Below are 26,142 nucleotides of genomic sequence, written 5' to 3' on the forward strand. Positions count from 1 at the left end.
TCGTGATGGGCGTGGTCAACGTGACCCCTGACTCGTTCAGCGACGGCGGTGCGTGGTTCGAGCCGTCCGCGGCGGTGGCCCACGGGTTGGAGCTGTGGGCTCAGGGCGCCGACATCCTCGACGTGGGAGGCGAGTCGACGAGGCCGGGCGCGGATCGGCCGTCGGTGGCGGAGGAGCTGGGCAGAGTGCTGCCGGTCGTGCGCGAGCTCTCCGCGGCGGGTGCGTTGGTCAGCATCGACACCATGCGCGCCGAGGTCGCCGCGGCCGCACTCGAGGCGGGTGCGGCGGTGGTGAACGACGTCAGCGGTGGCTTGGCCGACCCTGCCATGGCCCGCATGGTCGCCCGGGCCTCCGTGCCATTCATCGCGATGCACTGGCGCGGCCACAGTGACCACATGCAGTCGCACGCGCACTACGACGAGGTCGTCGGCGACGTGCGGGCCGAGCTCTCGCGCCGGGCCGACGCGCTTCTCGGTGAAGGCATCGCGGCCGAGAGGCTGGTGCTCGACCCGGGTTTCGGCTTCGCCAAGCTGGCCACCCACAACTGGTCGCTGCTGCGTCACCTCGACCGCCTGCTCGACCTCGGCTTCCCCCTGCTGGTCGGCACGTCCCGCAAGGCCTTCCTCGGCCGGATCGGCATCGCCGAGGGTGATCCTTCGCGTCCTCCGCTCGAGCGCGACGTGGCCACCGCCGCGACCTCGCTGTACGCGGCACAGGCCGGCGTCTGGGGCGTCCGGGTGCACCATGTGCCCTCGACCCTGGACGCCATGCGGGTGGGACGAGCGATCGAGGAGGCGCCATGACCGACCGGATCGTGCTCCAGGGCGTGTCGGCCCGCGGCTACCACGGCGTCCTGCCGTCCGAGAAGCGCGACGGGCAGACCTTTGTCGTCGACGTCGTGATGGAGGTCGACCTCGCGCCCGCCGGCGCCAGCGACGACCTGAACGACACCGTGAACTACGCCGAGGTGGCCGCCGACGTCGTCGCGCTCATCGAGGGAGAGTCGCTCGACCTCATCGAGGCGCTCGCGGCGCGCATCGCCGACCGGGTCCTCGCCCGCCCCCTCGTGGAGGCCGTCGAGGTGACGGTGCACAAGCCGCAGGCACCCGTGGGCCACCCGTTCACCGACGTGCAGGTCAAGGTGACGCGTGAGCGTCAGACGCCAGTCGTCATCGCCATGGGCTCCAACATCGGCGAGTCCCTCGAGACCCTGCACGACGCCGTCATCAGCCTTTATGCCTGGGTCGACATCGTGGACGTCTCAGCCGTCGTCGAGACCGATCCCGTCGGCGGTCCGGACCAGCCGGCATACCTCAACGCCGTGGTCACCGCGACCACACACCTCGCTCCTTCCTCGCTCCTCGCCGGCCTGCATGAGGTCGAACGTGCTCATGGCCGCACCCGCGAGGTCCACTGGGGGCCACGCACCCTCGACCTCGACCTGGTCCAGTATGGCGACCCGGTGTTCGACACCGATGTGCGCATGCAGACGGCGACCCTGACCTTGCCTCATCCGCGGGCGCACGAGCGTGCGTTCGTCCTCGTGCCGTGGCTTCAGGCGGATCCCGAGGCGGCGCTGCGCGTCGACGGCGAGGTGCGACGGGTGGCCGACCTCGTGCGCGACCTCGACACCTCGGGCGTGCGTCAGGGCCCTGAGGTCGACCTCCTGGAGGGGCCATGGTGAACGACGGTCGAGGACTGCGCTGGGCGCAGCTGGCCGGGATCGTCCTGGTCGTCGGTCTGTTGTCCTGGCTCGGGTGGCGCCTCTATCTCGACCGCGGCCACCTGCTGGGTCAGGTCTCGTGGCTGTCGAGTGTGCTGCTCCTCGCGATGGCGGCCCTGGTCATCGCTGCCGGGCTGCCCGTGCGGCGCTTCCTGCGCGGCGAGGCACGCAAGTCGCTCAACCCCGTCCGGGCGGCGCGCACGCTCGTGCTCGCCCAGGCAGCAGCGCTCACCGGAGCGGGCCTCCTGGGCTGGTATGCCGCGCAGGCGGCACTGGCGGTCGCCGACCTCACGCTCCCGGGCTACCGCAGCGTCCTGGGGGAGCTCGTGGCGGTGGGTCTGAGCGCGGCGGTGCTCATGGCGGCGGGCATGCTGACGCAGCGGATGTGCCGCGTCGACCCGCCTCACGACGAGCGCGGCTGACCTCAGGGGTCTCCCTGTCCCGGCGGGGGCTGGCTACTTGTCGATGTCGCCGACGACGAAGAACATCGAGCCGAGGATGGCGACCATGTCGGCGATCAGGTGCCCCGGCAGCACCTCTCCGAGGACCGAGATGTTGTTGAACGACGCCGAGCGCAGCTTGAGCCGCCATGGCGTCTTGTCACCGCGCGAGACGAGGTAGTAGCCGTTGAAGCCGAGGGGGTTCTCGGTGGCGGTGTAGAGGTCCCCCTCGGGGACCTTGAGCACCTTGGGGAGCTTGATGTTCACCGGGCCTCTGGGGAGTGACCGCAGCCGTTCCAGGCAGGCCTCCGCCAGGTCGAGCGACACCTGCGTCTGCTCCAGCAGCACCTCGAGCCTGGCCAGGCAGTCGCCCGCGGTCCGGGTGACGACCCGACCCGGCCCGCCCTCGGCGAACAGCTCGCCGTAGGCCAGGTACGGCTCGTCACGACGTAGGTCCAGGTCGACCCCCGCGGCTCTGGCGATCGGGCCGGAGACGCCGTAGGCGGCGATGATCTCCGGGTCCAGAACGCCCACCCCTCGGGTCCGCGCCTCGAGGATCTCGTTGCCGACGATGAGCGACTCGAGATCCGGCAGCCGACGACGAACCGCTGTCACGGCATACGCGACGCGGTCGAGCCAACCGGCGGGCAGGTCCTCCTTGAGCCCCCCGACGCGGTTGAACATGTAGTGCATCCGGCCGCCTGAGGCCTCCTCCATCACCGCCTGGAGCTCTTCACGCTCGCGGAACGCGTAGAAGATCGGGGTGATGGCGCCCAGCTCCAGCGGATAGGAGCCGAGGAACATCAGGTGGTTGAGCACGCGGTTGAGCTCGGCGAGCAGGGTGCGCGCCCAGACCGCTCGCTCGGGGACCTCCATGCCGAGCATCTGCTCGACGCCCAGGACCACGCCGAGCTCGCTCGAGAACGCCGAGAGCCAGTCGTGCCTGTTGGCGAGGACGATGATCTGGCGGTAGTCGCGCACCTCGAAGAGCTTCTCGGCGCCGCGGTGCATGTAGCCCACGATCGGCTCGGCCGACACGATCCGTTCCCCGTCGACCACGATCCGCAGGCGAAGGACGCCGTGGGTGGCCGGGTGCTGAGGGCCGATGTTGAGCACCATGTCGGCCGTGGCGAGGCCACCGGCGCCCAGTCCCACGGTCAGCTCGCGCTGGGTCGGGGTCGTCATGGCGCAAGTCTGCCGCATCGCCGCTTTTCGGACGTTCAGGCGTGGGTGCGGCGCCCCTGCGGCGCGTGAAGCGTCGAGGCGGCTGCCTGGTTCTCGGCCGCGAGGGCGGCGAGGGTCGTGCGCATGCGTGCCCGGGCACGGAGCGCCAGCTGCCGGGCGGCGTCGACACTGACGCCGAGCTGTTCCGCGACCCGGCTGTAGGGGTGGTTCTCGATGTAGACCATGACCAGGATCTGAGACCAGCGGAGGGGGAGTGCGGCCAGGGCGCGCTTCATCTGGTCGTTGAGGAGCTGCTCAAGCACCAGGTGCTCGGGGGAGTCGGCCACGATGTTGGCGGCGAGGTCGGGGTTGGCCATGGCTGCGGTCTCGATGTCGGCGACCCAGAAGTAACGGGGGTCGTCCTTCAGCTGTCTCAGGTGCAGGTGCAGCACCGTGGCGCGCACGTAGCCCATGAACGCGGTCTCCGGGCCACCGCCGGCGCGCAGCTGCTCCCAGGTGCGGGTGAAGGACTCTGCGACGAGGTCGTCGGCTGCCTGGTCGTGGGATGCCAGCCGCCGTGCGTAGCGCTGCACCGCGGCGAGGTGGCCCTCGTAGAGCTGCGCGAACGCGTCTCGATCGCCGGCGCGTGCCGCCGCGACCAGGCCCGGCACTGCCTGTGCCCGCATCGTTGCGCCTTCACCTGAACGCTCAGCCAAGTACAGAGCCCTTCCCATGACCCTGCAGCCACCCGGGCACCCCACCATTTCCAGTATGCCGCGATGGACCTCCGTGCGTCACCGGCTGCCGCAGGCTGAGCCTCCTCAACGAGCAAGTCCGCGGGTCGCCCACGCGTGTCGCTGGGCGGCAGCCACCGCCAAGGGATGGCAAAGCAGCTGCCGCCCAACCAGCCGGCCCGCACCCCTGCCTGGGCCGGCCACTGGAAGAGACGAGCGCGCAACCCGCACGTGACGACGGGCCGACCCTCGGCGCGCTGAGCACCTCAGCGAGGCCCTCGACCAGCCCGACGATGTTCTCCTCTCCGGCGAGGTCTGGCGCCTGCGCGCGGCGTGCCCCCGCTCGTGCGCCGCACCGTGGCCAGGGCGAGCATGCGTTCAGCAAGCCGCCTCGCCTCGGCCTCTGGGCTGACGCCGTAAGGATGCCTCGTCACCAGCTGTGTGCGAGCTGGAACGATGCCGCCCTCGCCCAGTGCCTCGATCGGTGAGAGCCCGGGGTGTCCCAGGAGCATGTGGGCGAGCTCGTGGCAGACGACGAGGTCACGCTGTTCCGGAGCTGCCGACGCGGCGTACACGATGTAGTCGTGGTTGGTTCCGGCGACCCAGCAGCCTGACGACGACCGGGCACCCAGTTGGGCGGGCAGGAGGTCGATGGGGCGGCTGCGGTGCGCCGCGACAGCGGCGACCAGTCCGACGAGGGAGCCGTCGGCAGGCATGAGTCTCTTGACGAGGGGGAGGGTATGTACGGCGGCTCGATAGCGCGCGGCAGCCCTGTTGATCACGCCCTAGTGAGCCCTGACCGCGCGATTGATGATGCGGCCCTCCGCGGGGCGCCTGAGTGGCCTAGGGAGGTGCTTCGGATCGTCACGATTTCCTCGAGGCGCCGTCATTCACGATGTGCCCGAACCGTTCAGGACCGGAAGGAGTTGGCATGCAGATCCCGGGAGATGACGCGGATCCAGATCCTCTGCACAGCCGGCTCAGCGCCTTCGTGGTCGAGATGACTCGGGCCGAGATGGAGCTGCCCCACATCGTGTACGCGCGGGACGCCCGCGGCTGTATGGACTCCTTCTCCGGGCCCTACCCGACGGCGATGGAGGCCCTTGTGGCAGCGGACGTGGAGCAACAGATCGAGCGGGAGGCGGACTGCCGCCACCCTCTGACCTTCCACATCGCGGCCCTGTACCCGGCACTGGGTCTCGAGGCCGAGGGACGCTAGCGAGCCGCGTTGCCTCCGCGGGCGAGGAGTCGGACCGAGATGACGAGCGTCGCGGCGAATCCGGTGAGTGCCAGGATCGATCCGATGAGGACGTGGCTGATCTCGAAGCCATGATCCAGCCCCCACACCGAGGTGGCCCAGGCGATGACGGTCAGCCGAAGGATGTTGACGGCCAGCAGCATCAGTGCTCCGGCAGCTGTCACGACGAGGACGCGGATGACCGGAATCGTGCTCTTGGCGACGATGGTGGCCATGACGAGCAGAAAGGGCACCAGCAGGCATGCTGTGGTGCAGCCGGAGGTGATGCGCAGCCCTGCCGAGTGGTCGGTGCCGAGGCCGAAGAAGACGACGTCACGTGAGGCACCGGACATGCCGCCCGTCGCCAGGGCGACCATAGGTCGCGCACATCGCGCTTCGAGACTGCGGAATCCATCGTTCTCGACGATGAGCAACGCGCCACAGGAGACGAGAAGCGCGCCGGGCAGGAGCCGGAGACGCGAACCGGCGCGAGAAGCTGCCATGTCAGGCCTCGATCGCGATAGAGCCGGCCGCGAACGGCTCTGCGTTGCGTCGGGTCTTGGCCCATCCGGTGCGACCCGCGAGCGTCCGGCCGAACGCGCGCAAGGTCGTGGGGTAGCTGTAGGCCAGGTAGGCGGAATACCCCAGGCCAAGGAGCAGTGACCGGACCAGGCCCATCTTCGGGTCGACGACGCGGCGATACAACGGTCCCCACACCACGAAGGGCAGAACGCCGGTCATGAGAGTGACCACCGCCAACGGCCAGAAGGCCTGGGCGAAAGCTAGGGGCCCGCCTGGGAAGCCCCATGCCTTCACCGCGAACACGGCATACAGGCTCGGCCAGTAGAGAACCCCGAAAAGCTGCAACCAGGGGGCGACGAGGAAGTACGCGGCTTCCAGGGCTCCCGCTGCACTCAGATGGCGCGACTGAAGGATCGGAGTCAGGTACTTGCGCGAGCATTGCATGGCTCCTTGGGCCCAGCGGGCACGCTGAGCGACCAGTCGTCGGACGCTCTCAACGGCCTCCTGCTCGACCTCGGCGCCGAAGACGAAACGGTTCTGGTATCCCGCGAGCAGGATGTGCAGCCCCAGCTCGTAGTCCTCCAGCAGTGCGCCGTGCCACGGTGCGTCGTGGTGCGCCGCCAAGGTGTTGAGGACCGACAGCCGAGTGAACTGTCCGTTGCCGCCCAGCCCCACGGATCCGGTCTTCTCGCGCAACATCTGCATCGCGGAGATCGTTCCCACGAACTCGAGGTCCTGCATCCGGACGAGGAAGCCGGCAAAGCGCGCTCCCAGGACTGAGCGCGCCGCGCCCTCAGCTCGGCCGAGACGGTTCGACATGCGCACCGAGATCTGAGCTGCTCCCACCTTCTGGTCGCCGAACACTCTGGCGCCGGCAACCAGGTCGAGCACGTCAGTCGCCAGTGACCCATCGGCATCGACGACACCCACGATGACACGTTCAGGGTTGTGGTCCGTCGGCAACCAGTCCAGCAGTGCGTCGTAGGCGGCGTTGAGTGCATCCCCTTTACCGGTGCGCGCATTCGGAAGATGGCGCTGGACGAGGTGGGCGCGCGGGTCCCGGGCCAGCTCCAGCACCACCTGCGCGGTCCGGTCCTCGCTTGCGTCGTCGACGACCCACACGTGTGTCGCCGGGAAGTCGCGCAGCAACCGCGTCACGGTGCCCGCGATGACGACCTCCTCGTCGCGCGCGGGGATGAAGATGTGCCACTCGAATGACGAGGCGTCACCGGGCTCATCGGACGGGTGGCGAACGTACGGCACCACGATGGTGGCGACGTACCCGAGGAACAGGACCATCGAGAACAGCGACAGTGCCTGCAGAATCGCGCCGATCACGGCAGCGGCTTAGCGCGCAGATACGTGAGATACATGAGCGCTCCCCCCACCACAACGCAGAGCGCTCCGAGTGCGGCCAACAGTGGCAGGGCGGCTGCCCCGGTGTACGCGAGAACGCCGCCGTTGGCTGCGCTGCTGCCGTTGGCAGCACCGAGCGCAGCAGCGCCTGCCACGGCACCAGCGCCCGGAAGTGAGGTGAAGGAGCGGTACATGGTGCTATCCCTGGAGTTGCAGTGTCATCGCATGGTTGGGCGAGTTCCGCCTCGCCAGGTGGCGGATCGAGTCGACGACTCGATCCGCGGCGGAGTCGTCTCCGAAAGGACTTGGTAGCTGCTGCAGACGCGTGATCCGTGCGGTGTGCCCGTCAAGGAAGGTCTCGACGGTCCGGCCGATCTCCGGCCCGGGAGAGGCGAGCACTGCGAAGTCCGTCATCGCCTCCGGACGTTCCGTCGACTGACGCACGACCACGAGCGGCCTCTTCAGCACGGTGCACTCTTCTTGTACCCCGCCAGAGTCGGACACGAGAACCGCGGCATGGGCGGCCAGAGCCAAGAAGACAGAAGACCCCAGCGGCTTCTCGACGTAGAGCCGGTCGAGCAACGTCGTGAGGCCCGCCCGCCTCGCCGCCGCGGCGGTCCGCGGGTGCATCGGCACCACGACGGGAAGCTGCAGAGCCGCCAGCTCGCTCAGGATCGCGCGGAGCGCAACGGCCGAGTCGGTGTTCTCGGGCCGATGGATTGTGGCCAGGACATAGCCGTCGGGCGTCAGCCCGCGCGCGGCCAGCAGCCGAAGCCGGGCAGACCGTGCGGGGAGCTGACTCAGTACCGATTCGACGACCGTGTTCCCGGTCAGCCGGATGCGGTCGACCGGAACCCCCTCGGCGCGAAGGTTCGTCACGTTGCCTGGCGTGGCTGCGCAGAGCACGTCCGCGAGATGGTCGGTCAGGACCCTGTTGTGCTCTTCGGGCATGGCCCGGTCGTAGCTGCGCAAGCCGGCCTCGACATGCACGACGGGCACACCTCGGGCGTTTGCTGCCAATGCCCCTGCCAGCGTCGAGTTGGTGTCGCCCTGGACTACCACCGCGACGAAGTCGCCGCCGGCAAGCAGCACATCCAGGCCGTGGAGCATGCGCGAAAGCTGCTCCGCGCGTGCATACCCTCCCGCGGCAAGCCGCAGGTCAGGCTCCTGTAGGCCGTACTCGCTGAGAAAGGCCTCAGACATGTCAGCGTCGAAATGTTGGCCGGTGTGGACGACGAAGGCCGCATCGCCCAGTCGTCTGATCACTGGAGCGAGCTTGACGATCTCGGGCCTCGTCCCCAGGACCACGGCGACGCTGCCACGAGGCAGCGAAGTCATGAAAGCTGAGCCCGCCGGCCAGCTCGCCGGCCAGCCCGCCGAACGCCCAGCAGCGCGATCGCGCCGATGGGTAGAAGGGCGAAGGCGACCCGAAGGTCGATGACCGGCACAGCCACCACCGGGGTGATGGTGATGTCCAACGTTCCGTAGGTGATGTCCTGCTGGCCCTCGACCGTCCCGGGCGCGGTGTTGTACGGCGTGGTGGCGTCCGTGGCGGCGGAGTACGTCCCCGGCGTCGCGGTCGGACTCACCAGGACGGTAGGGGCGAATCGGAAGTAGCCACCGCTGGGCCAGCCGTAGGGACCTCCCGTGGAGGTGGTGGCCTCCCAGGTGCAGGTCAGCGTGGTCCCGCCGCTACCGACCATGCAGCCGTCGAGCCGTGCCGCGTTCGCACCGAAGGTGGTGCCGTTGGAGCTGTAGGAGGTCGGAACCGTCGCCTGTGCGGGAAAGATGGTGCCCGTTGGGGCGTTGAAGGTGACCGTTCCGTTGGTCAGCGGCCCAACGGTCGACCCATACAGGCCGGGAGCACCGGTGTTCTTGATCGTCCAGTCCAAGGTGGTCGTCGACCCCTGTGCGGCGCTGACGACCGTCGGCTGGTTCGTGCCGACGAATGCCAGGTTCGCGGCGAACGCCGGCGCAGCCGCCGACAGTGCCAAGGCGCCGAACACGGCGACAACGGACAGTGTGACCCGACGGGCTGTACCACGAAGCATGAACTGCGCCTTCCACGTTCCCTAGGCCCCCACCTAGGAGCTCAGGGATAAGACGCTCAACAGTCCGCATCGTGACGCCGGGGGCCCCCGACTTTCGGCGGCCCCGGCGTCGGCCCGTGGGAAATCGACCGCCCTTCGACTCACGAGGTCGATTTCCCACCACTTCGGAGGGGACGCACCTGCCGTGGAGCTCCGTCAGCCCGGACAGGCGGGGATGTTCTCCGCCGCGGTGACGCTTCCCTGAGCATCGAGCGTCACCAGCACGGTGTTCTCGGGGGCGTGGAGGCCGGCAAGGTCAGCCGGGGCGACCGACTTGGTCTGCAACGGCTGGTCGGGTGCGACGCAGTGGTGGTACAGGATCCGGGCCCCGTCGGCGACCGGGAGCCGGTAGGTCAGCGTGGTGTTGAGGTTCTCGTAGGGCACCTTCCCCTTGAACGGCTTCACGGGCAGGCCCTGCTGCGCGAGCTTGGCGTCGTCCAGGCCCTTCCAGGTGTAGCGGTCGAGTATGAGAACGGTGACCCCGCCGACGGCCCTGGCGCTCACCACGGCGCCGTAGTCGAACTTCCGTCCGACGTCGTCGCTCCCAGGAGCGCTCGGGGAGGCGGAGGTGGTGGGGCCTCCACCCTTCGCGGTCACCGTGGGCGTCACCGTCACGGTGACCGCGGAGCCAGGTGGCGTCGCTGAGCCGCCGCACCCGGCCACCGTGGCCAGGGAGCCGCCCGCGGCGAGGGCGAGCAGTGCAGTGCGGTGCTGGTACTTCATGGGGACTGACGTCCTTTCGATGGACAGCAACAGCCAAGTCTGCCCGTCCCTGGCGACCTGACAAAACGAGGGCCGCTGCGGCACGCTTCCCCTGTGACCGCCCGTCCAGGCCCTGACGCCGCAGACCTGCTGGACCTCGCCGATCCGGCGACGATCGCCGACCCGTACCCGCGACTGGCGGCCCTGCGTGCCACCGCCCCGATGGCCTGGCACTCGGGCCTGGGGGTCTGGGTGGCCACCGGCCACGCGGAGGCAGGCGCCGTCCTGCGCGATCGCCGCCTCGGTCGCATCTTCCGGCCAAGGACTCCCGCTCCCGAGTGGGACGTCTTCAACTGGCTGCACGCCGACGCGATCCTGGACTCCGAGCCGCCGAAGCACACCCGCCTGCGCAGGCTCGTGTCGGGCGCGTTCGGGCGCGGGCACGTGCAGCGGCTCGCCCCGCGCATCGAGGAGCTGGCCGGTGGGCTGGCGGCCCAGCTGCCGCCCGACGGATTCGACGTCATCGAGGCCTATGCCGAGCCCTTGCCTGTGCTCGTCATCGCCGAGCTGCTCGGCGTCCCGGAGGCCGACCGTCACCATCTGCGCCCGTGGTCACAGGCGATCGTCCGCATGTACGAGGTCGACCGCACGGCGGCCGACGAGGAGGCGGCGCGAAGCGCCGCTGGTGAGTTCGCGGCATACGTGGAGCAGCTGGCGGGACACCGCGCGGACTCACCGGGCGAGGACCTCCTGACCGATCTCGTCCAGGCCCGGGACGGCTCGGACCGGCTGTCGACGCAGGAGCTCGTCGCCACCGCCGTCCTGCTCCTCAACGCCGGTCACGAGGCGAGCGTCAACGGGTTCGGCAACGGCCTGCACTCCTGGCTGACTGCGCCGGACAGAACCGCTGTGGACGTCGCGGACCCCGAAGCAGTTGCGCGGCTCGTCGAGGAGTTCCTGCGTCACGACTCCCCTTTGCACCTGTTCGAGCGGACCGCCAAGGAGCGCGCCGAGGTGGCCGGGGTCGTGCTCGAGCCGGGCGACACCGTCGCTGCGCTGCTCGGGGCCGCCAACCGCGACCCCGCGGTGTTCGCCGACCCGGACCGGTTCGACCCCACACGGGAGCCGAACCCACACCTGGCATTCGGCGCCGGCATCCACTTCTGCATCGGGGCGCCGCTCGCCCGCCTCGAGCTGGAGATCTCTCTGCGGACCCTGCTCGGCCGCTTCCCGCAGCTCGACGTGGTCGACGCCGTGCGCCGGCCGACCTTCGTCCTGCGTGGCTTCGAGCGGCTCGTCGTCAGCCCACGCTCCTGAAGGCCCACAGGAAGTCTCCGAACCCGCCGGGTGCGGTGAGGGCAGCTGCGGCCCCCGCCCGCTCCAGGGCGCGCAGGTAGCCGGCCGGGTCGCTACGAGCCAGGTCATGCGGCGGGGGAGCACCGTTGACCCCGAGACCGCGCAGCACGGTCCGCTGGTCGAGCAGCTGGGTGTGATCGAGGCTGTCCATCGCCACGTGGGCGGTCAGGTCGCACGTGCCGTCCGGCACCGGTTCCACCTGCCGGCCCGACCGGTATGCCGTGAGCGTGCCGTCCGCAGGCCGCTCGCCCCGCCGGTGGCCGTAGTCGACGGCCACCGCGAGGCCACTGTCGATGCGGCGCAGAAGCCCGGCCCACGCGAGATCCCGCGTCAGGCCTACCTCGACGCGCTGTCCCGGGTCGCCCGCGGGCCAGTGAGCCTTGGACCACGCGAGTGCGTCGGCGGTCAGGGGCGCCCCCCAGCTCTCTGCCCCGGCCCGGTCGACCCACCGCAGCCGCAGCACCCCCTGTGCATCGACCTCGGCGACCGGGCAGGGGACGACGTCGAGCCACTCGTGCGCCACCACGAGCGCCGACGTGAGGCGGTCAAGGCCGTCCGGCAGGTCCGCGCCACCTGGCGACACCAGCCACTCGACCTGATCCGGCAGGTCGGATGGGCGGCCGACGACATCGACTCCGGTCAGGCGCAACGACGGGTTCGCCTCGTGCAGAAGGGTCAACAGCTCGCCTCGCCCCGCGCCGACGTCCACGACGTGCGTGAGGCCGTGCTGCTCAGCCAGGCGCACGAGCGCCTCGGCCAGCAGGACCCCGGTCGGGCCGTGGGTGGCCGTGGCGAAATGCCCGACCGGACCCTCCTGCGACCGGTAGAAGCCATGCGGGCCATACAGGGCCTCATGCCAGGCCTGCTCCCATGCGACGGCTTCCACGGCCCAGACGGTACGGACGCCGCGTGCTCACCGCCAGCGTGGGCAGCGGTAACGTTCACGAGGTGACCCCCAGCGACGAGCGTCCGGCGCGCCTGGACGTCGGCGTCGTCGGCGCCGGCCGGGTGGGCGCCGTGCTCGGAGCAGCCCTGCAGCGGGCGGGCCACCGGCTCGTCGGAGTGTCCGGCGTCAGCGACGCATCCCGAACGCGCGCCGAGCAGCTGCTCCCCGGCATACCCGTCCTGGCCGTCCAGGAGGTTGTGGCCCGGGCGGAGCTGGTCCTCCTGACCGTTCCGGACGACGCCCTCGCCGACCTGGTCGCCGGGCTTGCCGTGACTCGCACCTGGCGCGCGGGTCAGCTCGTCGCCCACACCTCGGGCCGACACGGTCTCGAGGTCTACGGCTCAGCGGCGGACCAGCACATCCTCGGGCTGGCCCTCCACCCGGCCATGACCTTCACCGGGACCGCCATCGACCTGGACCGGCTGCTCGACTGCTGCTTCGGCGTCACCGCTCCGGAGCCGCTGCGACCCGTGGCCGAGGCCCTGGTCCTGGAGATGGGCGGCGAGCCGGTCTGGGTCGAGGAGGAGGCGCGACCGCTCTATCACGCGGCCCTCTCCCATGGAGCGAACCACCTGGTCACGCTGGTGGCGCAGTCGCTCCAGGCGCTGGCCGCGGCGGGCGTGGAGTCGCCCGCGCGAGTCCTCGGCCCCCTCGTGGCGGCGGCCTTGGACAACGCGCTTCGATCGGGTGACGCCGCTCTCACCGGACCGGTGGCCCGTGGCGATGCGGGTACCGTGGCTGAGCATCTTCGACAGCTGCAGACGTTGACGCCTGACGTACGACCCACCTACGTCGCCCTGGCCCGCGCCACCGCCGAACGCGCTCTGGCCAGTGGTCGCCTGCGGCCCCAGATGGCGGCACCTCTGCTGGATATCCTCGCGACCGACCCGCACGACCCGACGCCCAGGAGCGCTGAGTGAGCGAACAGACCGCCGTGTCCGCCCCCGTGGCAAGCCGGCCCGCCGAACCTCCCCAGCCCGGACCCGTCGTGGCCCGCACCCGTGACGAGCTGAAGGCGGCCCGCAGCCTGCTCGCCGATGGGGACGTTGCGGTCGTCATGACGATGGGTGCGCTGCACGACGGGCACGCCACCCTGATCCGCACCGCTCGCCAGCGCGCTGCACACGTCGTCGTCACGATCTTCCTCAACCCGCTGCAGTTCGGCCCCCGCGAGGACCTCTCCCGTTACCCGCGCACCTTCGACTCCGACATGGAGATCTGCCGTAACGCGGGCGTCGACCTCGTGTTCGCCCCCACCCCCGACGTCATCTACCAGGACGGCGACCCGGGCGTCCGGATCTCGGCGGGCCCGCTGGGCAACGTCCTCGAGGGCCAGGCCCGCCCCGGCCACTTCGACGGCATGCTCACCGTCGTCGCCAAGCTCATGCACCTCACCCGCGCCGACTCGGCCTACTACGGCCAGAAGGACGCCCAGCAGCTCCTCCTCATCCGCCGCATGGTTCGTGACCTCGACTTCCCTGTCGAGGTCGTGTCCGTGCCCACCGTGCGTGAGCCGGACGGTCTGGCGATGAGCAGCCGGAACACCTACCTCACCGAGTCCGACCGCGAGGTCGCCCTGTCGTTGTCGCGCGCCCTGCAGGCCGGTGCCGCCGCGGCGGCCGAGGGCCCCTCGGCGGTGCGGCGCGCGGCCCGTGCGGTCCTCGTGCGCGAGCCGCTGGTGCTCGTCGACTACCTCGTGCTGGTCCACCCCTCCACGCTCGAGGATGTGCCCGAGTGGTACCGCGGCGAGGCCCTGCTCGCCGTCGCGGGCCGCGTCGGCACGACGCGCCTCATCGACAACCTGCCCATCAACGTCGGCCCTGGCGGGGGCGCGCTGGAGGTCTTCTCCGACGTCCCCTCGGCAGCCCTCGACCAGTAGCCCCGAGGACCGTCATGCAGCGTTTCATGCTCTACGCCAAGATCCACCGGGCGACGGTGACGCAGGCGGATCTGCACTACGTCGGGTCGCTGACGATCGACCGTGACCTCATGGATGCCGCCGGCCTGCTGCCCGGCGAGCAGGTGGACGTCGTCGACGTGGACAACGGCAACCGGCTCACGACCTACGCGATCGAGGGCGAGCGCGGCTCGGGCATCCTGTGCGTCAACGGCGCCGCGGCGCGTCTGATCTCGCCCGGCGACACCGTCATCATCATCGCGTATGCCGCGATGGACGACACCGAGGCGCGCACCTTCGAGCCGCAGGTCGTGTTCGTCGACAAGCACAACAAGATCGTCGAGGTGGGCCATGACGTGGGCGACGTGCCGGACGGCTATGGGCTGAGCACGTCTGCGGTGACCCACCGCCACCATGACTGAGGTGCCTGGGCTTTCGCTGCCGGCGCGTCTCGTGGCGCCCGAACCTGGCTGGACGACCGTTGCCGACGCTATCGTCGTGGGCTCGGGCATCGCCGGACTGACCACCGCCCTGCGACTGCGCCAGCGCGTCGACCGCGTCCTGCTGGTGACCAAGACGGTGCTGAGCGAGGGCTCGACCCGATGGGCCCAGGGCGGCATCGCGGCGGCTCTCGACCCCGGCGACTCGCCCCAGGAGCACCTGCACGACACGCTCGTGGCCGGCTGCGGCATCTGCGACGTCGACGCCGTGACCGCTCTGGTCCACGAGGGACCCGAGCGTGTCCGAGAGCTGGTCGCGCTCGGCGCCGAGTTCGACCTCGACGAGTTCGGCGAGCTGAAGCTGACCCGTGAGGGTGGGCACCTGAAGGACCGCATCGCCCATGCCGGCGGCGATGCCACCGGCAAGGAGATCTCCCGCGCGCTGATCGCCGCACTGCATCGTGTCAAGGACGACCCGGGGATCGAGGTCATCGAGCATGCCCTGGTCGTGGACCTGCTCCGGGACGCCGGTGCCCGAGTCTGCGGGGTCACCCTCCACGTCATCGGTGAGGGCCAGGTCGACCGCGTCGGCGCGGCCCTGGCCAGAGCCGTCGTGCTGGCCACCGGTGGTCTGGGGCAGGTCTACTCGGCGACCACCAACCCGAGCGTAGCCACTGGCGACGGGCTGGCCGCGGCGCTGCGTGCAGGCGCTGAGGTCGCCGATGTCGAGTTCGTGCAGTTCCACCCCACCGTGCTGTGGCTCGGTGTCGGCTCCAGCGGCCAGCAGCCCCTCATCTCCGAGGCGGTCCGTGGCGAGGGGGCGTTCCTCGTGGACTGTGACGGCGTAGCGTTCATGAAGGACGTCCACCCGCTGGCCGACCTGGCTCCTCGCGACGTCGTCTCGCGCGCCATCGTGAACCGGATGAGCGAGACCGGGACCGACCACGTCCACCTCGACGCCAGGCACCTGGGCCGGGAGTTCCTGGAGTCGCGGTTCCCCTCGATCGTCGCCCGCTGCCGCGAGCTGGGGTTCGACCCGGCGACCGACCTGCTGCCGGTGGCACCGGCGCAGCACTATGCCAGCGGCGGGATACGCACGGACCTGCACGGACGCTCCAGCCTGCCGGGGCTGTATGCCTGCGGCGAGGTGTCCTGCACCGGCGTGCACGGCGCCAACAGGCTCGCCTCCAACTCGCTCCTGGAGGGGCTGGTGTTCGCACATCGCATCGCGGACGACATCAGCGAGCGCCTCAGTGCAGGCGAGCTCCCGCAGGCGGAACCCGTTGCGACGCAAGGGATCCCGGCCCTCGTCAACGCCGACCAGCGCACCGCCGTCCAGTCCGCGATGACCGCAGGGGCCGGAGCCGTGCGGTCGGCACAGTCGCTCGCGGCCACCGCAGCCGCGCTCGGCGCGCTCTACGACAGCGGCCCTGCCGGCGAGCCGGGCCCGTTGTCGTGGGAGACCACCAACCTGCTGCACGTCGGCCAGGTGCTGACGCTGGCCGCCACGCTGCGCACGGAGACGAGAGGGGGTCACGTGCGCGCCGACCACCCGGCCGTCGACGACCCGGCCTGGCGCGGACACACCGTCCTGCGCCGTGACGCCGACGGCCGCCTCTCCAGCCGATTCGAGCCCGTCCCCGAACAGGACCTTTCATGACCGACCTGAACTTCCCCGTCGATGCGGCGGCCGACGTCGTCGAGACGGCCCTCGATGAGGACCTCGGCGGCCCTCGGGGCGTCGATGTCACGACGGCCGCGACCATCCCCGCCCACCAACGCAGCCAGGCCGAGGTCGTGGCGCGCGCCGATGGTGTCGTCGCCGGCCTACCTCTGGTCGCCGTGGTCTTCGACGAGGTGGCCAAGCGGCTGGGGGCGCCGCCGCTCACCATCGCCGCGGTGCGTCAGGAGGGCGACGCGGTCAGACGGGGCGACATCGTCGCGACCCTCGAGGGCAGCACCCAGGTCACGCTGGTCGGCGAGCGCACGATGCTCAACCTCGTCTGCCGGCTGTCCGGCATCGCGACGCACACTCGCGAATGGGCGGCACGCCTCGAGGGCACCGGAGCGGTGGTGCTCGACACGCGCAAGACCACCCCCGGGCTGCGCGCCCTGGAGAAGTACGCCGTCAGGGCCGGGGGAGGCACCAACAAGCGGATGGGCCTCTATGACGTCGCGATGATCAAGGACAACCACAAGCTCGCCGCAGGCTCGCTCAGTGCCGCGTATGCCGCGGTGCGCCGCGCCTTTCCCGAGGTGCCCGTGCAGGTGGAGGTCACCACCACGCCCGAGGCACTGGAGGCCGTGGCCGTCGGCGCCCGGTTCCTGCTCTGCGACAACATGTCCGTCGAGCTCCTTCGGACAACCGTCGAGGCCGTGCGCTCCACCGGGGAGGACGTCGAGCTCGAGGCGACCGGTGGGCTGACCCTGGAGGTCGCCCGCGACTATGCGCTGACCGGCGTGGACTACCTCAGTGTCGGGGGCCTGACCCACTCATCACCGATCCTCGACCTGGCGCTCGACCTCGTGGAGGAGGCGACGCCGGCACCTGCGGTCGGCCAGGACGTCGGCGCGGTGGGCTCAACGACGGCTCAACAGCGATAGGTACCCTTGGCGGGTGAACGACACCGCTACGGACGCCCCTGCGCTCCTGCCCGCCGCCGACGTGCCCGAGCAGGTCAGCGTGCGGCGCGAGAAGCGCGACCGGCTACTGGCCCAAGGCATCCAGCCGTACCCGGTGGCGGTGCCGCGCACGCACACGCTCGCCGAGGTGCGCGAGCAGTGGGGACACCTGGAGACCGGCGAGGAGACCGACGACGTGGTGGGCGTCGCCGGCCGCGTCATCTTCGTCCGCAACACCGGCAAGCTGGCGTTCGCGACGCTCCAGGAGGGGGCCGGCACGAGGCTCCAGGTCATGCTGAGCCTCGCTGAGGTCGGCGAGGAGGCGCTCGCCGCCTGGAAGTCCCACGTCGACCTCGGCGACCACGTCTTCGTCGAGGGACGCGTGATCTCCTCCAAGCGCGGTGAGCTGTCCGTCATGGCCAAGCGATGGGAGATGGCCTCGAAGGCCCTGCGCCCTCTGCCCGTGCTGCACAAGGACCTGTCGGAGGAGTCGCGGGTCCGGCAGCGCTACGCGGACCTCATCGTGCGCCAGGAGGCGCGTGACATGGTCCGCACCAAGGCCACCGCCCTGTCGGCGATCCGTGCGGTCCTCGACGCGCAGGGCTACCTCGAGGTCGAGACCCCGGTCCTGCAGCTGATCCACGGCGGTGCGGCCGCCCGGCCGTTCCTCACTCATCTCAACGCCTTCGACCAGGCGATGAGCCTGCGGATCGCCCTGGAGCTCAACCTCAAGAAGGCCGTCGTTGGAGGGGTGGACCGGGTCTACGAGATGGGCCGCATCTTCCGCAACGAGGGCGTGGACTCCACGCACAGCCCCGAGTTCACGATGCTCGAGGCCTACCAGGCGTACGGCGACCAGACGACGATCGCCGAGCTGATGCGCGACATCTACCTGGGGGTGGCCGACGCTCTGGGGTCACGACAGGTGGAGACGGCCTCGGGCACGGTCGACCTCGACGGCCCGTGGCGCTGGCTTCCCGTCTACGAGGCGGTGTCCGAGGTGGTCGGCGAGACGGTGACCATCGACACCGACGTCGAGACCCTCTCCGCGTATGCCGCGAAGCACGACGTCCCGCTGGACCCGGCCTGGGACAAGGACAAGGTCTTCCTCGAGCTGCTCGGCGAGCTCGTCGAGCCCCAGCTGCTCCAGCCGACCTTCCTGTGCGACTACCCCGCGATCGCGCAGCCGCTGGCGCGGCCACACCGCTCGAAGCCGGGTCACATCGAGGCGTGGGACCTCATCATCGACGGGGTGGAACGCGGGACGGGCTTCTCCGAGCTGATCGACCCGGTGGTCCAGCGTGAGGTGCTGACCGCCCAGTCGATCCGCGCGGCCGGAGGCGACCCCGAAGCCATGCAGCTCGACGAGGACTTCCTGCGCGCCCTCGAATACGGCGCACCGCCGATGGGTGGCCTCGGGTTCGGTATCGACCGCCTCGTCATGTTCTTCACCGGTACCAACATTCGCGAGACAATTCTCTTTCCGCATCTGAAGCCGGAGAGTGGCCGATGAGCACGTTGTGGCCCTATCTTGCCGCGCTCATCCCGTCGGCGGGTGTCGGCTTCCTCTTCTGGTTGGTCATCAAGAACATGATCGAGGGCGACCGGAAGGAAAGGCTCGCACATTCCCAGTGGGAGCGCACCCAAGAACACCAGCCCGAAATCGGACATTCCGACGACAATGGGCCGACTGCCTGAGATCGTGAATGGCTCAAGCCATTTCCCTTTCGGGGGAACAGGCTCTATTTTGGAGTCGCCCATTCTCGCTCGGAAGGAATTCGCATGGCTCAGCGCGTCAACATTGTTCTCGAGGACGACATCGACGGCTCTGAGGCCGACGAGACCGTGAGTTTCGCCCTCGACGGGGCCACCTACGAAATCGACCTGAGCTCAGCAAACGCGGCGCAGCTTCGCGATTCTCTGGCTACGTATATCGGTCACGCTCGACGCGCCGGTGGTCGCCGCGCCGCGGGTCGTCCGGCCTCCCGTACCGCCGGAAAGCGCGACCTTGCTGACGTCCGCCAGTGGGCTCGCAAGAACGGCCACACGGTGAGCGAGCGGGGTCGCATCTCCGCCGAGATCCAGGCGGCCTACGACAAGGCTCACTGACCGAGGTTCACTCAACGAGCAGGCCAGCGGCGAGGTCCCCGGACTCCTCGAGGCGTTCGAGGACCTCGTCGAACATGAGGTGCTCGAACCGGCCCCCCTGGGCGCCCGTCTCGACTTCGTCCCAGGTTCGCGGGGCCGCGACCGTGGGTGTCAGCTTGCCGCGCAGTGAGTAAGGACAGATCGTCGTCTTCGCGGCGACGTTCTGGCTCCAGTCCAAGAACACCTTGCCGGGTCTCAGTGACTTGGTCATCTTCCAGACGACCAGGTCGGGGTGCCGCCTGGTGAGCTCCTGGGCCAGCTGCTGGGTCAGGTCGCGCACCTGGTCGGAGGTGAGCTCGCCGGGCAGCGCGGCATACAGCTGCATGCCCTTGCTCCCGCTGGTGATGGGGAAGAGGTCCAGCCCCAGCGCGCCGAGCCGTTCGCGCACGAGCAGGGCCACTGTGGCGCACTCGGCGAGCCCGGCCGGGACCCCGGGGTCGAGGTCGATGACGAGCCGGTCCGGGTTGAGGCGTTCGCCGTCCTCGTCGACGCGCCACTGCGGGACGTGGAGCTCGATGGAGTTGAGGTTGACCAGATAGGTGAGCTGGGCGAGGTCGTCGACCATCGGGTACGTGACGTCGTCGACCTTGACCCGAGGCAGCCAGGACGGCGCCCCCGAGGGGAGGTTCTTCTCGAAGAAGCTCTGGTCCCCGGTGCCATGGGGCCAGCGCACCCGGGTCACCGGCCGCGCCGCCAGATGGCGCAACAGCACCGGGCCCACCTGCGCGTAGTAGCTCAGCACCTCGCCCTTGGTCGTCTCGGTCGCCGGGTACATCAGCTTGTCGAGGCTGGTCAGCTTGAGCTTGCGGCCGTCGACGAGCACGGAGGCGTTCTCGCTCATCGGGGCTCACCGCCGGGCGCCTCGACATGCGCGTCAGGCTCGGCCGGGTGCTGCAGGTCCGCGGGCGTCAGGTCCGTGCGGATGCCGAGGTATGCCGGCTGCCGCAGCCGACCGTCCCGGGTCACCTCCAGGGTGCGCACCTCGACCACCAGGACGGGCTCGACCCAGGTGACTCCCGACGCGTCGAGGCGGGGCACCTCGGTGCTGAACGGCGAGCCGTCACGGCGCAGTGGGGCCAGCGCGGCCGCCAGGTGCACCGCGGCCCGGCCGGCGATCCCGCTGCCCACGCCGCCGGCATAGCGCCAACCGCCGGCGCCGTCGGGCAGTCCGACCAGGACGGCGCCGAGGCGTCCGGAGTCGTTGGTCTTCTCCGGGCGCCAGCCGCCGACCACGACCGAGACCGTCGCGTGGTGCGGCGACTTGAGCCAGTCACCCGAGCGGCGGCCGGACAGGTAGGGGGAGGAGAGCCGCTTGGAGACGATGCCCTCGAGGCCCTGCTCGGAGGTGGCGGCGAACAGCTCGTCCCCGTCGTCGTAGACGGGGGGCACCTGCCAGTGGCTGCCGTCGAGGTCGAGGCGTTCGAGCATCTCGCGGCGGGCGGCCAGGGGTTGGGCCGTGAGGTCGGTGCCGTACAGCCGCAACAGGTCGAAGACCATGAGCGTCACCGGGCGGATGGCCGAGAGCCGTTCCGCCTTGCGCGCGTCGCGCACGTGCATGCGCTCGGCCAACGCCCCGAAGGAGGGGCGGCCGCTCTCGAGGGCCACCACCTCGCCGTCCAGCAGCATGTCGTCGTAGAGCGCGCCCAGACCGGCCAGCTCGGGAAAGGAGACGGTGACGTCGTTGCCGGCACGCGACAGGAGCGTCGCCCGCCCGCCGTGGACATCGGCGAGCACGCGCATGCCGTCCCACTTCACCTCATGCACCCAGTCCCGCCCCTGCGGGATGGCCGAGGCCACAGTGGCCAGCATGGGACGCATGAGGTCATCCTGACGCATAGGCTGGAGAGGCGCAGCGGTCACTGCGCAGGTGCGAGGCTGGACCGAAACTGCGGCATACGGGAGGATCCGAGGCATGCGAGCGATCTGGAAGGGCGCGGTGTCCTTCGGTCTGGTCAACGTCCCGATCCGGCTGTACTCGGCCACGGAGAACCACGACGTGCAGTTCCGCCAGGTGCACCGCGAGGACGGCGGACGCATCAAGTACCAGCGGGTCTGCAGCATCGACGGCGAGATCGTCTCCTACGACGACATCGCGAAGGGCTACGAGACCGAGGACGGCGAGATGGTCGTCCTCACCGACGAGGACTTCAAGGAGCTGCCCGCTGCCAGCAGCAAGGAGATCTCCGTCGAGAAGTTCGTGCCGGCCGACCAGATCGACCCCATGTACTACGACAAGTCGTACTACCTCGAGCCCGACAAGGCCTCCACCAAGCCGTACCTCCTGCTGCGCGACGCACTCGAGAAGGAGAACCGCGTCGCGGTCGTCACGGTGTCGATCCGGACCCGGATGACGATGGCCGTGCTGCGGGTCCACGACGGCGTGATCGTCATGCAGACCATGCTGTGGCCCGACGAGATCCGCAAGCCCGACTTCGCGACGCTCGGGGACGACGCCAAGGCGACCAAGCAGGAGCTCGCGATGGCCGACCTGCTCATCGAGCAGCTGGCCGGCGAGTTCGAGCCGGACGACTACGAGGACGACTACGCCGCGGCGCTGGAGTCCCTGGTCAAGGCCAAGGTCGAGGGCGGTGAGGTGCGAACGGCGCCCGAAGCCAAGGAGGAGTCCGGCGAGGTCGTCGACCTCCTGGCGGCGTTGAAGCGCTCGGTCGACAAGGCCAAGGCGTCGCGCGGCGAGACCGAGACCGCCAAGCCCGTGGCCAAGAAGACCACGGCGAGGTCCGGGGCGGAGAAGGCCACCACCGCCAAGAAGACCGCCGCCAAGAAGGCTTCCAAGAAGGCCAGCTGAGCCGGCGTGCCCGAAGGACACACGCTTTTCGCGCTCGCGCGCGACCTCGACGCGGCATACCGGGGCAGGCAGCCAGTCGCTAGCAGCCCCCAGGGCAAGTTCGCCGCGGGAGCCGCGCTCCTGTCAGGGCGGACGTTCGTCCACGCCACGTCGTGGGGCAAGCATCTGTTCGTGGAGTTCGAGGCTGACGCCTGGCTGCACGTGCATCTCGGCCTGATCGGCACCTTCACCATCGACGACCGCCCGTATGCCGGTGAGCTCCCCGTGGTCGGACAGGTCCGGCTCCGGCTGGCCACCGACGAGCACGTGGCCGACCTGCGCGGCCCCAACCTGTGCGCCGTGATCACTCCCGAGCAGGTCGAGGGGGTCACCTCCCGGCTCGGGCCGGACCCCCTCCGACCCGAGCCCGACCCCGAGCTGGCGTGGCGCAAGCTGTCGCGCAGCAGCAAGACGATCGCCGAGCTGCTGATGGACCAGGCGGTGCTGGCCGGCGTCGGCAACGTCTATCGCAGCGAGATCCTGTTCCGGCAGCGCGTGGACCCGTTCCGGCCCGGCAAGGAGATCCGGCGCACCACCTGGGATGCCATCTGGCTGGACCTCGTCGAGCTGCTTCCGCTCGGGGTCGCGACGGGCAAGATCGTCACCGTCGCGGAGCAGGTCGAGCAGGTGCGGGCCGCCGTCGCGGCGGGAACCCAGGAGCGGCTCGACGAGCGAGTCTCCTACGTCTACAAGCGCGCCGGCGAGCCGTGCCGGGTGTGCGGTTCGCGGATCCGCACCCAGGTCGTCGCAGGACGCAACCTGTTCTGGTGCGGCCGCTGTCAGCGCCGCCGCTGACTGCCCCCGCCGGCCCCAGGGTGCCGGCACCCGGTCAGTGGCCGCGGGCCAACCACTCCTCGAGGTCGCCGGCCTCGGCGCCGATCGTCGTGTCGTCACCGTGCCCGGTGTGCACGACGGTCTCGGCAGGAAGCGTCAGCAGGGAGGCCCGGATCGACCGCACGATCGTGGGGAAGTCGCTGAACGAGCGGCCGGTGGCGCCCGGGCCGCCCTGGAAGAGCGTGTCGCCGGTGAACACGACGTCGAGGGCCGGTACGTGGAAGCAGCACGCACCTGGAGCATGACCGGGCGTGTGCAGGACGCGCAGCCCCACCCCGGCCACCTCGATCACCTCGCCGTCGGCCAGGTCGCGATCCGGCGCCACGGCGTGGACCCGGTCCCACAGCATCCGGTCCTGCGGATGCAGGTATGCCGGCGCGCCGGTCGCCGCGGTCAGGTCGCGAACGGCGCCGATGTGGTCGTCGTGCCCGTGGGTCAGCAGGATCGCGGTGACGCGACGGCCCCGGACTGCGTGGAGAATCGGGCCGGCGTCGTGTGCCGCGTCGACGACGACGCACTCCTGGTCGTCGCCGAGCACCCAGACGTTGTTGTCGACGTCCCAGGTGCCGCCGTCGAGACTGAAGGTCCCCGAGGTGACGACGCGGTCGACCCGCAGCGGGCCGCTCACAGTCGGACCACCGAGCGGAGCACCTCGCCGCGGCCCATCTCGTCGAAGGCGCCCTCGACCTGGTCCAGCGCGATCGTCTCGGACACGAACGCGCCGAGGTCGAACCGGCCCTGTCGGTAGAGGTCGACCAGCATCGGGAAGTCGCGGCTCGGCAGGCAGTCGCCGTACCACGAGGCCTTGAGGGCGCCCCCGCGGCCGAAGATCTCGATCATGGGCAGGGTCACCTCGAGTTCCGGTGTCGGGACTCCGACCAGGACGACGGTGCCGGCCAGGTCACGGGCGTAGAAGGCCTGCTCGTAGGTCTCGGGCCGCCCGACGGCCTCGACGACGACATCGGCGCCGAAGCCGCCGGTGAGCTCGCGGATCGCCTCCACAGGATCCTGCTCACGGCTGTTGACGGTGTGGGTGGCGCCGAAGTCCCTGGCCCACTGCAGCTTCCGGTCGTCCACATCAACGGCGATGATCGTTGTGGCGCCGACGAGGCGCGCGCCGGCGATCGCGGCGTTGCCGACCCCGCCGCAGCCGATCACCGCGACCGAGTCGCCACGGCGCACGCCGCCGGTGTTGACCGCGGCGCCGAAGCCGGCCATGACCCCGCACCCGAGCAGTCCCACGGCGGCCGGGTCTGCCTCGGGGTCCACCTTGGTGCACTGGCCGGCGGCCACCAGCGTCTTCTCCGCGAACGCACCGATGCCCAGGGCTGGGGACAGCTCCGTGCCGTCCGTCAGGGTCATCTTCTGCGTGGCGTTGTGGGTGTTGAAGCAGTACTGCGGCTTGCCCTTGGCGCAGGCCCGGCAGGTCCCGCAGACCGCGCGCCAGTTGAGGATGACGAAGTCGCCCGGCGCGACCTCGGTCACGCCGTCGCCGACCGCCTCCACCACGCCTGCGGCCTCGTGGCCGAGCAGGAAGGGGAACTCGTCGTTGATGCCGCCCTCGCGGTAGTGCAGGTCGGTATGGCACACGCCGCAGGTCTCGACCTTGACCACGGCCTCGCCCGGACCCGGGTCTGGCACCACGATGTCGACGAGCTCGACCGGTGCCCCCTTCGCGCGGGCGATGACTCCCTTGACGGTGCTCGGCATGGAACGGCTCCTTCGGGTGACGACGATCCCAGTGAGAGGTCTGCATCCTAGATTGGGCGTCATGGACACCGTGGTCTCGACCATCGAAGAGCTGCGCGCCCTCCAGCTGGAGCGCCTGCGCTGGAGCCTGGCTCACGCCTACGAGAACGTGCCGCACTACCGGCGAGCCTTCGACGAGGCGCACGTCCGGCCTGAGGACCTGCGCGAGCTCGCCGACCTCGCGCGGTTCCCCTTCACCGCCAAGGCCGACCTGCGGGCCAACTACCCGTTCGGGATGTTCGCGGTGCCGCGGCAGGAGGTGGCCCGGATCCACGCGTCGAGCGGCACCACGGGCCGCCCCACGGTGGTGGGGTACACCAAGGACGACATCGACACCTGGGCCACCGTCATGGCGCGCTCGATCGAGGCCGCAGGCGGGCGGCCTGGCGACCTCCTGCACGTGATCTACGGCTACGGACTGTTCACCGGGGGACTGGGCGCACACTACGGAGCCGAGCGGCTGGGCTGCACCGTCGTGCCGGTGAGCGGAGGCATGACCGAGCGTCAGGTCCAGCTCATCATGGACTTCCAGCCGCGGATCGTCATGGTGACGCCTTCGTACTTCCTGGCCATCCTCGACGAGATGGAGGCGCAAGGAATCAATCCAGCATCGACATCCCTCGAGATCGGCATCTTCGGGGCCGAGCCCTGGACCGAGCAGATGCGCGAGGAGGTCCAGCGGCGCAGCTCCATCACCGCCGTCGACATCTACGGCCTCTCCGAGGTGATGGGTCCCGGCGTGAGCCAGGAGTCCGGGCGCACGCAGGACGGGCTGCACATCTGGGAGGACCACTTCTACCCCGAGGTGGTGGACCCCATCACCGGGGAGGTGCTGCCCGACGGTGAGGAGGGGGAGCTGGTGTTCACCTCGCTCACCAAGCAGGCCATGCCGGTGGTGCGCTACCGCACCCGTGACCTGACCACGCTCCGGCCCGGCACGGCATACCCGCAGTTCCGCCGCATGGCCAAGGTGACGGGGCGCACCGACGACATGATGATCGTGCGCGGCGTCAACGTGTTCCCCTCACAGATCGAGGAGCAGCTGCTCGCGGTCGCGGGGCTCAGCCCGCACTATCTGTGCGTCCTCACCCGGCCCGGGCGGCTCGACGAGCTGACGGTGCAGGTCGAGCGGGCCGAGACGACGAGCGAGGGGCAGGCGGCCGCACTCGGGCGGGACCTCGAACGCCGCGTCAAGGACCGCGTCGGCGTGACCATCCGCGCGCAGGTGCTCGCCCCGCACAGCCTCGAGCGCTCGCTCGGCAAGGCCAAGCGGATCAGCGACCAGCGCGAGCTCCGCTGAGGGGCTTGTCGCGCCGACGTTCAGCCCTGGGCGGACG

General features: G+C 70.1%; 29 protein-coding genes. 16 read left to right on the plus strand and 13 right to left on the minus strand.

What is annotated here, in order from left to right; translation table 11 throughout:
- The first annotated feature begins 5 nt into the window (after nucleotides 1-5).
- The 3 genes from folP to VGN50_RS02790 are packed head-to-tail and all read left to right on the plus strand — an operon-like array spanning nucleotide 6 to nucleotide 2,145.
- Complete coding sequence (gene folP, locus VGN50_RS02780) at nucleotides 6-803, plus strand: dihydropteroate synthase (protein WP_327443184.1); 798 nt, start codon at nucleotides 6-8, stop codon at nucleotides 801-803.
- Nucleotides 800-1,684 (plus strand): 2-amino-4-hydroxy-6-hydroxymethyldihydropteridine diphosphokinase, encoded by an 885-nt coding sequence (gene folK / locus VGN50_RS02785; RefSeq protein ID WP_327443110.1) that lies wholly within the window; start codon nucleotides 800-802, stop codon nucleotides 1,682-1,684. The genes folP and folK overlap by 4 nt, the downstream gene beginning before the upstream one ends.
- Nucleotides 1,678-2,145 (plus strand): DUF3180 domain-containing protein, encoded by a 468-nt coding sequence (locus VGN50_RS02790; protein WP_327443111.1) that lies wholly within the window; start codon nucleotides 1,678-1,680, stop codon nucleotides 2,143-2,145. Before folK ends, VGN50_RS02790 begins: the two co-directional genes overlap by 7 nt.
- 33 nt (nucleotides 2,146-2,178) lie before the next feature.
- Here VGN50_RS02790 and VGN50_RS02795 read toward each other — a convergent pair whose 3' ends face one another.
- Entirely contained in the window at nucleotides 2,179-3,348 is a 1,170-nt protein-coding gene (locus tag VGN50_RS02795) for an NADH-quinone oxidoreductase subunit D (RefSeq protein ID WP_327443112.1), read from the minus strand.
- A 35-nt stretch (nucleotides 3,349-3,383) separates the two neighbouring features.
- Nucleotides 3,384-4,013: a sigma-70 family RNA polymerase sigma factor gene (locus tag VGN50_RS02800; protein ID WP_327443113.1), complete on the minus strand. Its 630-nt coding sequence runs from the start codon at nucleotides 4,011-4,013 to the stop codon at nucleotides 3,384-3,386.
- Nucleotides 4,014-4,992: 979 nt separating this feature from the next.
- Here VGN50_RS02800 and VGN50_RS02805 point away from each other — a divergent pair.
- The gene (locus VGN50_RS02805) at nucleotides 4,993-5,280 is read left to right on the plus strand and encodes a hypothetical protein (RefSeq protein ID WP_327443114.1); all 288 of its coding nucleotides are present in this window, start codon (nucleotides 4,993-4,995) and stop codon (nucleotides 5,278-5,280) included.
- Here the strand turns inward: VGN50_RS02805 and VGN50_RS02810 are convergent.
- The 6 genes from VGN50_RS02810 to VGN50_RS02835 all read right to left on the minus strand — a co-directional run bounded on the left by VGN50_RS02810 (nucleotide 5,277) and on the right by VGN50_RS02835 (nucleotide 9,989).
- Entirely contained in the window at nucleotides 5,277-5,801 is a 525-nt protein-coding gene (locus VGN50_RS02810) for an exosortase/archaeosortase family protein (RefSeq protein WP_327443115.1), read from the minus strand. The two genes, VGN50_RS02805 and VGN50_RS02810, sit on opposite strands and share 4 nt — an antisense overlap.
- Nucleotide 5,802: 1 nt before the next feature.
- A complete protein-coding gene (locus VGN50_RS02815) occupies nucleotides 5,803-7,158 on the minus strand; it encodes a glycosyltransferase family 2 protein (protein ID WP_327443116.1) in 1,356 nt (451 codons plus the stop codon).
- Entirely contained in the window at nucleotides 7,155-7,370 is a 216-nt protein-coding gene (locus VGN50_RS02820; protein WP_327443117.1) for a hypothetical protein, read from the minus strand. The genes VGN50_RS02815 and VGN50_RS02820 overlap by 4 nt, the downstream gene beginning before the upstream one ends.
- 4 nt (nucleotides 7,371-7,374) lie before the next feature.
- Entirely contained in the window at nucleotides 7,375-8,514 is a 1,140-nt protein-coding gene (gene wecB, locus VGN50_RS02825; RefSeq protein WP_327443118.1) for a non-hydrolyzing UDP-N-acetylglucosamine 2-epimerase, read from the minus strand.
- Nucleotides 8,511-9,227 carry a hypothetical protein gene (locus tag VGN50_RS02830; RefSeq protein WP_327443119.1) on the minus strand — a complete coding sequence of 239 codons (717 nt, stop codon included), beginning with the start codon at nucleotides 9,225-9,227 and terminating at the stop codon, nucleotides 8,511-8,513. The genes wecB and VGN50_RS02830 overlap by 4 nt, the downstream gene beginning before the upstream one ends.
- Nucleotides 9,228-9,422: 195 nt before the next feature.
- Nucleotides 9,423-9,989 carry a hypothetical protein gene (locus tag VGN50_RS02835; RefSeq protein ID WP_327443120.1) on the minus strand — a complete coding sequence of 189 codons (567 nt, stop codon included), beginning with the start codon at nucleotides 9,987-9,989 and terminating at the stop codon, nucleotides 9,423-9,425.
- Nucleotides 9,990-10,082: 93 nt separating this feature from the next.
- Here VGN50_RS02835 and VGN50_RS02840 point away from each other — a divergent pair, with 93 nt between their 5' ends.
- Nucleotides 10,083-11,285 carry a cytochrome P450 gene (locus VGN50_RS02840; RefSeq protein WP_327443121.1) on the plus strand — a complete coding sequence of 401 codons (1,203 nt, stop codon included), beginning with the start codon at nucleotides 10,083-10,085 and terminating at the stop codon, nucleotides 11,283-11,285.
- Here the strand turns inward: VGN50_RS02840 and VGN50_RS02845 are convergent.
- Nucleotides 11,269-12,210 (minus strand): SAM-dependent methyltransferase, encoded by a 942-nt coding sequence (locus VGN50_RS02845; RefSeq protein ID WP_327443122.1) that lies wholly within the window; start codon nucleotides 12,208-12,210, stop codon nucleotides 11,269-11,271. The genes VGN50_RS02840 and VGN50_RS02845 overlap by 17 nt on opposite strands.
- 23 nt (nucleotides 12,211-12,233) lie before the next feature.
- On the opposite strand from VGN50_RS02845, the gene VGN50_RS02850 reads away from it, so the two are divergent.
- The 8 genes from VGN50_RS02850 (at nucleotide 12,234) to VGN50_RS02885 (ending at nucleotide 19,338) form a co-directional block, all read left to right on the plus strand.
- On the plus strand, nucleotides 12,234-13,190 hold the full coding sequence (locus VGN50_RS02850) for a Rossmann-like and DUF2520 domain-containing protein (protein WP_327443123.1): 957 nt from the start codon (nucleotides 12,234-12,236) through the stop codon (nucleotides 13,188-13,190).
- A 14-nt stretch (nucleotides 13,191-13,204) separates the two neighbouring features.
- Nucleotides 13,205-14,149 carry a pantoate--beta-alanine ligase gene (gene panC, locus VGN50_RS02855; protein ID WP_414694539.1) on the plus strand — a complete coding sequence of 315 codons (945 nt, stop codon included), beginning with the start codon at nucleotides 13,205-13,207 and terminating at the stop codon, nucleotides 14,147-14,149.
- A gap of 14 nt (nucleotides 14,150-14,163) precedes the next feature.
- Entirely contained in the window at nucleotides 14,164-14,589 is a 426-nt protein-coding gene (gene panD, locus VGN50_RS02860) for an aspartate 1-decarboxylase (RefSeq protein WP_327443124.1), read from the plus strand.
- Nucleotides 14,582-16,267 carry an L-aspartate oxidase gene (locus tag VGN50_RS02865; protein ID WP_327443125.1) on the plus strand — a complete coding sequence of 562 codons (1,686 nt, stop codon included), beginning with the start codon at nucleotides 14,582-14,584 and terminating at the stop codon, nucleotides 16,265-16,267. Before panD ends, VGN50_RS02865 begins: the two co-directional genes overlap by 8 nt.
- On the plus strand, nucleotides 16,264-17,211 hold the full coding sequence (nadC, locus tag VGN50_RS02870) for a carboxylating nicotinate-nucleotide diphosphorylase (protein WP_327443126.1): 948 nt from the start codon (nucleotides 16,264-16,266) through the stop codon (nucleotides 17,209-17,211). Before VGN50_RS02865 ends, nadC begins: the two co-directional genes overlap by 4 nt.
- A gap of 13 nt (nucleotides 17,212-17,224) precedes the next feature.
- Nucleotides 17,225-18,742: a lysine--tRNA ligase gene (gene lysS, locus VGN50_RS02875; RefSeq protein ID WP_327443127.1), complete on the plus strand. Its 1,518-nt coding sequence runs from the start codon at nucleotides 17,225-17,227 to the stop codon at nucleotides 18,740-18,742.
- A complete protein-coding gene (locus VGN50_RS02880; RefSeq protein ID WP_327443128.1) occupies nucleotides 18,739-18,927 on the plus strand; it encodes a lysyl-tRNA synthetase in 189 nt (62 codons plus the stop codon). The genes lysS and VGN50_RS02880 overlap by 4 nt, the downstream gene beginning before the upstream one ends.
- An 84-nt stretch (nucleotides 18,928-19,011) precedes the next feature.
- Nucleotides 19,012-19,338 carry an Lsr2 family protein gene (locus tag VGN50_RS02885; RefSeq protein ID WP_327443129.1) on the plus strand — a complete coding sequence of 109 codons (327 nt, stop codon included), beginning with the start codon at nucleotides 19,012-19,014 and terminating at the stop codon, nucleotides 19,336-19,338.
- A gap of 7 nt (nucleotides 19,339-19,345) precedes the next feature.
- Here the strand turns inward: VGN50_RS02885 and ligD (VGN50_RS02890) are convergent, their stop codons facing one another.
- Both ligD (VGN50_RS02890) and ligD (VGN50_RS02895) read right to left on the minus strand, forming a co-directional pair.
- On the minus strand, nucleotides 19,346-20,218 hold the full coding sequence (ligD, locus tag VGN50_RS02890) for a non-homologous end-joining DNA ligase (RefSeq protein WP_327443130.1): 873 nt from the start codon (nucleotides 20,216-20,218) through the stop codon (nucleotides 19,346-19,348).
- Complete coding sequence (ligD, locus tag VGN50_RS02895) at nucleotides 20,215-21,195, minus strand: non-homologous end-joining DNA ligase (RefSeq protein WP_327443131.1); 981 nt, start codon at nucleotides 21,193-21,195, stop codon at nucleotides 20,215-20,217. The genes ligD (VGN50_RS02890) and ligD (VGN50_RS02895) overlap by 4 nt, the downstream gene beginning before the upstream one ends.
- A gap of 94 nt (nucleotides 21,196-21,289) precedes the next feature.
- On the opposite strand from ligD (VGN50_RS02895), the gene VGN50_RS02900 reads away from it, so the two are divergent.
- Together VGN50_RS02900 and VGN50_RS02905 are read left to right on the plus strand one after the other, a co-directional pair.
- Entirely contained in the window at nucleotides 21,290-22,183 is an 894-nt protein-coding gene (locus VGN50_RS02900; protein WP_327443132.1) for a Ku protein, read from the plus strand.
- A gap of 6 nt (nucleotides 22,184-22,189) precedes the next feature.
- A complete protein-coding gene (locus VGN50_RS02905; RefSeq protein ID WP_327443133.1) occupies nucleotides 22,190-23,017 on the plus strand; it encodes an Fpg/Nei family DNA glycosylase in 828 nt (275 codons plus the stop codon).
- 34 nt (nucleotides 23,018-23,051) lie between these two features.
- On the opposite strand, the gene VGN50_RS02910 is transcribed toward VGN50_RS02905, so the two are convergent.
- Together VGN50_RS02910 and VGN50_RS02915 are read right to left on the minus strand one after the other, a co-directional pair.
- The gene (locus tag VGN50_RS02910; RefSeq protein ID WP_327443134.1) at nucleotides 23,052-23,684 is read right to left on the minus strand and encodes an MBL fold metallo-hydrolase; all 633 of its coding nucleotides are present in this window, start codon (nucleotides 23,682-23,684) and stop codon (nucleotides 23,052-23,054) included.
- Nucleotides 23,681-24,766, minus strand: a complete 1,086-nt coding sequence (locus tag VGN50_RS02915; protein ID WP_327443135.1) for an S-(hydroxymethyl)mycothiol dehydrogenase — start codon at nucleotides 24,764-24,766, stop codon at nucleotides 23,681-23,683. The genes VGN50_RS02910 and VGN50_RS02915 overlap by 4 nt, the downstream gene beginning before the upstream one ends.
- 61 nt (nucleotides 24,767-24,827) lie before the next feature.
- On the opposite strand from VGN50_RS02915, the gene paaK reads away from it, so the two are divergent.
- Nucleotides 24,828-26,105 (plus strand): phenylacetate--CoA ligase PaaK, encoded by a 1,278-nt coding sequence (paaK, locus tag VGN50_RS02920; RefSeq protein ID WP_327443136.1) that lies wholly within the window; start codon nucleotides 24,828-24,830, stop codon nucleotides 26,103-26,105.
- Nucleotides 26,106-26,142 lie beyond the last annotated feature (37 nt).

The sequence above is a fragment of the Pedococcus sp. genome (genome assembly GCF_036000045.1).
In the GTDB taxonomy this organism is placed as follows: Bacteria; Actinomycetota; Actinomycetes; order Actinomycetales; family Dermatophilaceae; genus Pedococcus.